General features: G+C 69.2%; 6 protein-coding genes. All 6 read left to right on the forward strand.

The window, feature by feature from the left end:
* The first annotated feature begins 215 nt into the window (after window positions 1-215).
* Entirely contained in the window at window positions 216-572 is a 357-nt protein-coding gene (locus CSW58_RS15755) for a hypothetical protein (RefSeq protein WP_369825119.1), read from the forward strand.
* Entirely contained in the window at window positions 539-1,072 is a 534-nt protein-coding gene (locus CSW58_RS15760) for an autotransporter assembly complex family protein (RefSeq protein WP_255406568.1), read from the forward strand. The genes CSW58_RS15755 and CSW58_RS15760 overlap by 34 nt, the downstream gene beginning before the upstream one ends.
* Complete coding sequence (locus tag CSW58_RS15115) at window positions 1,069-2,118, forward strand: hypothetical protein (RefSeq protein WP_236627721.1); 1,050 nt, start codon at window positions 1,069-1,071, stop codon at window positions 2,116-2,118. The genes CSW58_RS15760 and CSW58_RS15115 overlap by 4 nt, the downstream gene beginning before the upstream one ends.
* Window positions 2,115-5,219, forward strand: a complete 3,105-nt coding sequence (locus tag CSW58_RS08205) for a translocation/assembly module TamB domain-containing protein (RefSeq protein ID WP_236627722.1) — start codon at window positions 2,115-2,117, stop codon at window positions 5,217-5,219. The genes CSW58_RS15115 and CSW58_RS08205 overlap by 4 nt, the downstream gene beginning before the upstream one ends.
* Window positions 5,220-5,420: 201 nt before the next feature.
* A complete protein-coding gene (locus tag CSW58_RS08210) occupies window positions 5,421-6,680 on the forward strand; it encodes a hydrolase (protein WP_099446966.1) in 1,260 nt (419 codons plus the stop codon).
* Window positions 6,681-6,682: 2 nt separating this feature from the next.
* Window positions 6,683-6,853: arginine N-succinyltransferase (locus tag CSW58_RS08215; RefSeq protein WP_201721609.1), on the forward strand; the 171-nt coding region annotated here is incomplete at its 3' end.

Genomic DNA, 6,853 nt, shown 5'->3' on the forward strand with positions numbered 1-6,853 from the left:
TCGACACGGTCTCGGTCGCCTTGACCCCGAAGGACCGCATTCGCCCCGACGGGCTGCGACCGGTCCTTGTCACCCTGGCGGATCGCCCGGCCAAGACCATTCGAGCTGGGCGCCGGCTTTTCGACCAGTGAAGGCCCGGCGTCGATGCGCGGTGGATCCGCTATAATCGCCTGCGCCGCGCCGACACCACTACGATCACCGCCCGCCTCGCCGAGCTGGACAGCCGCCTGGAAGGCGAGCTCAGCCTGCCTCACTGGCGTCGCGCCCAACAGACCCTGAAGCTCAACGGCGCGGTGTTCCGCGACACCACCGACGCCTATGAGGAAGCCGGCGCTCGGTTCAGCGCGGATCTGACTCGCCGTCTGCGGCCCACCGTCTATCGCACCTATGGCGTCGCGCTGGATCTGACACGGACAGATGAACTGGTGCAGGACAGCACGGGCCTGACCAGCACGGTCCGGCAGAACCTGGCGACCCTCACCACCTTGGCGGCCTATGCCCTGGATCGGTCAGACGACGTTCTTGACCCTCATACCGGTTGGCGGGTCGAGGCCCGGCCGAGCCCACGGTGATCCTGGGCGACACCAGCCTGAATTATGTCCGGACTCAGGCCCAGGGTTCGATCTATTTTCCCTTTGGCGAAACGGCGTCCACGGTGATCGCCGGGCGATTGAAGGCCGGCTCGATGCTGGGCGGCACGCTGCCCGAGGCCCCCGCGGCGCGGCGGTTCTATTCCGGCGGCGGCGGATCTGTGCGCGGCTATGCCTACCAGGCCATCGGACCGCGTTTGAAGAGCAACAACACGCCGCAGGGCGGGCTTTCGCTGCTGGAAACCTCGATCGAGGTACGCCACCGCTTTACCGAGCGCTGGGGCGGGGTGGCCTTTGTCGACGCCGGCGCGGTGGGCGGCGCGCAGACGCCCAGTCTCGACGACTTCCGGGCCGGCGTCGGGGTCGGCGTGCGCTATGATCTCGGCTTCGGGCCGATCCGCGCCGACATCGCCATACCCCTCGGTAAACGGGTCGGCGACCCGGCCTTCCAGATCTATCTCAGCATCGGTCAGAGCTTTTGAGCGAGACGTCGGATGTCACGGAGGCGGTCGTCAAGACGGCGCGCCGGATCGGGGGCCCAGGCTGGCTGATCATCGCGTCGGTCACGCTGGTCATGCTCGTCGCGCTGCTGTTCGGCGGCGTGCGGCTCGGGGCCATCACGCCGCAGGGGCGGGCGTTTCTGGAAGCCCGCACCAGCGGCCTCAAGCTTGGCCGGATCGGACGCCTGAAGATCGAGGGGCTGTCGGGCGATATCTGGCGGGACTTCGGGGTCGGCCGTCTGACCATTTCGGATGAAAAGGGCGTCTGGCTCGAGGCCCGGGATGTTCACGTCGTGTGGCGGGCCACAGAGCTGTTCGGTCGACGCTTCCATGCCGACCGCATTACCGCGCGACAGGCGCTGGTGCTCCGGCGGCCGACTCTGACCCCGAAAGGCAAGTCGAGCGCCGCGCCCCTGTCGATTGATATCGACAGCTTCGCCCTACGCCTGGTGACCCGACCGGAGTTCAGTCGCCAAGCTGGGGATTTCGATGTCGCCGGCGACTATGAAATGGCCCGGAGGGGCGGGCAGAAGGGCCGGCTGGGCGTGGTCAGTCATCTGCATGCCGGAGACCACCTGAATCTTGTCTTCGATCTGGGACGGAACAAGACCCTGCTGCTGGCCGCTGACGCCCAGGAGGCCAACGGCGGCGCGATCGCCGGGGCCCTGGGCCTGTCAGCGGAGCGCCCGTTTGATCTGAGCGCCAAGGCCAACGGCACCATCGAGCGCGGGGCCTTCACGGTGCTGGCCCGCTCGGGCGATACGACCCCGCTCAAGGCCGGGGGAGCGTGGGATCCTCAGGGCGGTTCAGCCAGCGGTCGGATCGATCTGTCGGCCTCGTCCCTGACGCGGCGCCTGGAGCGAATGTTCGGGGCAGGGGCCGAGTTTTCGGTCCTTGGCCGCAAGGCAGGCGCCTTTCAGGACCTGAAGATTCAGGTCGACAGCCCCAACCTCAAGCTGTCGGGGCGCGGCCTCGGGATATCGGCAAGCGGCTCACGGGCCCCGATGGCTTCCCGTTCACCGCCGTGATCAGCGACCTGTCAAAGGTCACGGTCCTTCCCGACATGGGGACGGGGCGGGTCAAGGGCGTGTTCAGCCTGGGTAAGCAGGGCTTTGCGATCGAAGGGGCGGTCGATGTCGCCGACCTGTCATGGCTCGGCTACCAACTGGCGCGCGTGCGCGGCCCGGCGAAAGTGTCATGGAAGTCCGGCGAACTGACCATCAAGGCCGAGGCGGCCGGTGAAGGCGGCGGCGGCCAGGGCTTGCTCGCCCTGCTGGGCCCGTCCCCCAAGGCCACCTTTGAAGGAGTCAGGTTGAAGGATGGCCGCTTCCTGATCCGCGCCGCCCATGTCGTGGCCCCCAACCTGATCGTCGACGGTGAAGGGGAACGCGGGATCCTCGGCGGTCTGACCTTCAAGGGCGACGCCACGGTCGCCTCGCTGGGACCGGTGCGCGCGGGAGCCAAGGGTCAGGTCACCGCGAAATGGTCGGCCAGCCAGGCCGGCTCAAACCCGTGGGCCTTGACGGTCGACTCCCGGGCGACAGACTTCGGGACGGGTTGGCCGGAGCTGGACCGTTTGCTCGGCGCCACGCCGCGATTCTCTGGGCGGGCCATTTGGGCCGACAGCCGCCTGTCGGTGTCTGAAGGCAAGCTGGACGGGGCGTCCGCCGCGGTTCGCGGGGGCGGGGTTCTGGGGCCAAGCAGCGCCTTGGGGTTCAAGCTGGACTGGACCGCCGCCGGCCCCTTCCGGATCGGTCCGGTGGAGCTGACCGGCAAGGCCAGGGGGACCGGCGCGATCACCGGCACGCTAGCCGCGCCGCGGGCCGATATCGTCGCCGATCTGGACAGTATCGACCTGCCTCGCCTGCCTCTGACTGACGCTCATGTCCTGCTGTCCTTCGCGCGGGGCGCCGCGGGAACCGATGGGTCGGTGACGATCGACGCCACCAGCCAGCACGGCCCGGCGCGCGGAACCACGAATTTCAGCTTCGCGCCCGGGGGCGTCGAGCTGTCCGGCCTGGATGTCGACGCCGGCGGCGCCAAGGCCCAGGGCGCGGTATCCCTGCGCAGCGGCCGACCGGCGACGGCGAACCTGCAGGTTGCGATCGGCCCGGGCGCCTTCCTGACCCAAGGCCAGGTCAAGGGCATGGTGCGGATCGTCGAGGCCGCCGACGGGGCCAACGCCGTGCTGGATCTGACGGCGCAGGACGTGATCGGCGGCGCGTGGAAGATGCGTTCGGCGACCATCAAGGCTTCCGGCCCGCTGGCGCGACTACCCTTGACCATCGCGGCGCGCGGCGAGGCTCCGGCGGGGGTCTGGTCCCTCAAGGGCTCCGGCGTGCTCAGTGAGCAGGGACCAGAATACAGCCTGGCGCTCGACGCCGCTGGGACCATGGCCCGCACCGAGGTGCGCACCCGCGAAACCGCCCAGATCCGCTTTGGCGGACCGCAGACAACAGCCCGCGTGCGCCTGATCCTGGGCGATGGCCAGGCGGATGTCGACGCCGACATCGGTGGAGACCGGGCGGTCCTGAACGCGACGCTCAACGGCGTCAGCCTCACCGCCCTGAACCCCGACCTCGCCGGGCAGATCGACGCCCGCCTTGGCCTGCAGGGACGCGGCGAGCAACTGACCGGCGACTTCAGCGCCACTCTGCGCGACGCCCGCGAGCGGGGCGCGCAGATCGAACAGTCGATGAACGTCCAGATCAAGGGCGACCTGCGCGACACGCTCCTGACCGTCAACGCCACGGGCTCGGATCGTCAGGGTCTGCGGGCCGCCGTCGATTTCGTCCTGCCGACCGAGGCGTCGGCCAAGCCGTTCCACCTGGCGATCAACCGCCAGCGCCCCGTCCAGGGCAAGTTCCTGGCCCAGGGGGAAATCAAGCCGCTGTGGGACCTGGTCGTGGGGCCCGAACGGGGGCTGTCGGGCCGCATCGACGCCGAAGGAACCCTGGCCGGAACCCTGGCGGATCCGCGCCTCGTTGGACGGGCCGCCCTCGAGAAGGGCGGTTTCGACGACGGCCAGACGGGCCTTCGCCTCCGTGACGTGACCATCCGCATGGCTCTGGCCGACAACGCCATCGATGTCAGCCAGGCCAGCGGCGGCGACGGTCAGGGCGGCGAGGTCAGCGGCTCTGGTCGTATCAGCCTGGCCCGCGACGGGGTCAGCGGCTTCCGCCTCAATCTGCGCGGCTTCCAGGTGGTGGATACCGATCTGGCCACGGCCATCGCCACCGGTCAGGCGACGATCAATCGCGGCGCCGACGGCAAGGTCAAGATGACCGGGGCCCTGACCATCGACCGCGCCGACGTTTCGGCCGACAGCAAGACGCCGGCCGGGGTGGTGGTGATGGATGTGGTCGAGCGCAATCGGCCCCAGGATCTGGTTCAGGGCGTCGAGGCGCGACGTGTCAATGTCGGCGGCGGCATGGCTTTGGATGTGACGCTGAAGGCCCCCCGGCGGGTGTTCGTCAAAGGCCGCGGTCTGGATGTGGAGCTGTCGCTCGACGCCCATGTCGGCGGAACCTCGTCCAGCCCCGTCCTCGACGGCGTGGCCCGGGTAGTGCGCGGCGAATACGACTTTGCGGGCAAGCGGTTTGAATTTGACGACGGCGGGGTCGTGCGCCTGGCCACCCAGATGGACCGCATTCGTCTGGACCTGTCGGCCACCCGCAGCGACACGGCCCTGACCGCCATCGTGCGCATACAGGGTACGGCCGCCAAGCCCGAGATCACCCTGACCTCGCGTCCAGAACTGCCCAGCGACGAGGTGCTCAGCCAGGTGCTGTTCGGCTCGTCGGCCGCCAACCTGACCCCGATCGAGGCCGCGCAACTGGCCTCGGCCCTGGCCGCCCTGGCCGGAGGCGGGGGCTTCGACGTGATCGGCAATATCCGCAACCTGGCCCGGTTGGACCGCCTGTCGTTCGCCGAGAGCGCCACGGGGGTGACTGTGGCTGGCGGAAAGTACGTCACTGACGACGTCTATCTCGAAATCATCGGCGGCGGCCGCGAGGGTCCCGCCGCCCAGGTCGAGTGGCGCATCCGTCGCGCCCTGTCCCTGGTGTCGAGAATTGGCGGTCAGGGCGACGCAAAGCTTTCCGTCCGCTGGCGAAAAGACTACGAATAGGCTGTTTCCCGCCAAGCTCCGGCTTTGCGGTCGCAAACGCACCAGATTTCAGGTCTGGAGCCGCTATGGGCGGACGGTTTGCGCCGTTCTGGTCCGGCTTCGGGGCAAGGCTGTTGCGTGGGCTCCCGGTTTCCTCCTCCCAGGAAGCACGGTTTGCCCGCGGCCCTTGGTTTAGGTTGAGCTGAGGGAGACAATAAGCCAATGCGACTCACGAATGAGGACCGCGTCGTTCTGGACGGTCTGGCGCCCGACGGGCCCCGGATGATCGAACGCGCCGTGGCCTGGTGCGCTGTCAACTCCGGCAGCCGTCACCTGGACGGGCTGGAACGGCAGCGCCGCCTGCTGGTCGAGGCCTTCTCGGTCCTGCCCGCCGCGCCGGCCGAGATCCCGCTGGCCGCCTCGCCCGAAATCGGGGCTGACGGCAAGGTGGGCGAGCAGACCCACCCGCCCGCGATCGCCGTCGTGGTCAGGCCCGACGCGCCGGTTCAGGTCGTGCTGACCGGCCACTACGACACCGTCTATCCCGAGACCAGTCGCTTCCAGACCGTGACCACCCGCCCGGACGGCGCCCTGCATGGGCCCGGCATCGCCGACATGAAGGGCGGCATCTCGGTCATGCTGGCCGCGCTTGAGGCCTTCGAGCGACATCCCGATGCGGCGCGGGTCGGCTATCGCGTGCTGCTGTCCCCCGACGAGGAGATCGGCTCGGTCGCCTCGGCCCCGGTGTTGGCCCAGTTCGCCGCCCTCGGTCATGTCGGCCTGACCTATGAGCCCGCCCTGGCCGACGGATCCCTGGCCAGCGCCCGCAAGGGCTCGGGCAACTTCCACATCGTCGTGCACGGCCGCGCCGCCCATGCCGGTCGCGACTTCGCCGCCGGCCGCAACGCGGTGATGGAGGCCGCCAGGATCGCCCAGGCCCTGGACGCCCTCAACGGCCGCCGCGGCGGCGTCACCATCAACATCGCCAAGATCGACGGCGGCTCGCCGCTCAATATGGTCCCGGACGTGGCGATCGTGCGGTTCAATGTGCGCTTTCCGGACGGTGAGGACGCCGTCTGGTTCGAGGCGCAGGTGGCCGCCATCGTCGCCTCGACGCGGGGCGAGGGCCTGCACGCCCACCTGCATGGGGCGATCACCCGCGGCGCCAAGCCGTTCAACGCCGCTCAGCAGCGGCTGTTCGGCGCGGTGCGCGAGGCCGGAGCTCTCCTGGGCCAAGACATCGCCTGGAAGCCGTCCGGCGGGGTCTGCGAGGGCAATAACCTGTTCGCCTCGGGCCTGCCCAATGTCGATACCCTGGGCGTGCGCGGCGGCGACATCCACAGCGAGGCCGAACACGCCTGGCCCGAAAGCTTTGTCGAGCGCGCCCAGCTCTCGGCCCTGATCCTGATGAAACTGGCGAGCGGCGAGATCGACGGCCCAGGCCTGCGCGCCGCCATGACCCGCCTCCCGGAGTGCCACTGACCATGCTTGTCGTTCGTCCCGCCATGCCCGCCGATTTCGATAGCCTGATGGAGCTGGCGGTGCTGTCCGGCCGCGGTTTCACCAGCCTGCCGGAAGACGAGCAGACCCTGCGCGCCCGCCTTGATCTGTCCCGGGCCAGCTTCCATTCCGAAGTTGCAGCGCCAGAGGCTTGG

The organism is Caulobacter sp. B11 (genome assembly GCF_002737765.1).
Lineage (GTDB): Bacteria > Pseudomonadota > Alphaproteobacteria > Caulobacterales > Caulobacteraceae > Caulobacter.

Bases quoted from the DNA above. Each gene is read 5' to 3' on its own strand.
- CSW58_RS08210 (WP_099446966.1), top strand. From the start codon at position 5,421: ATGCGACTCACGAATGAGGACCGCGTCGTTCTGGACGGTCTGGCGCCC.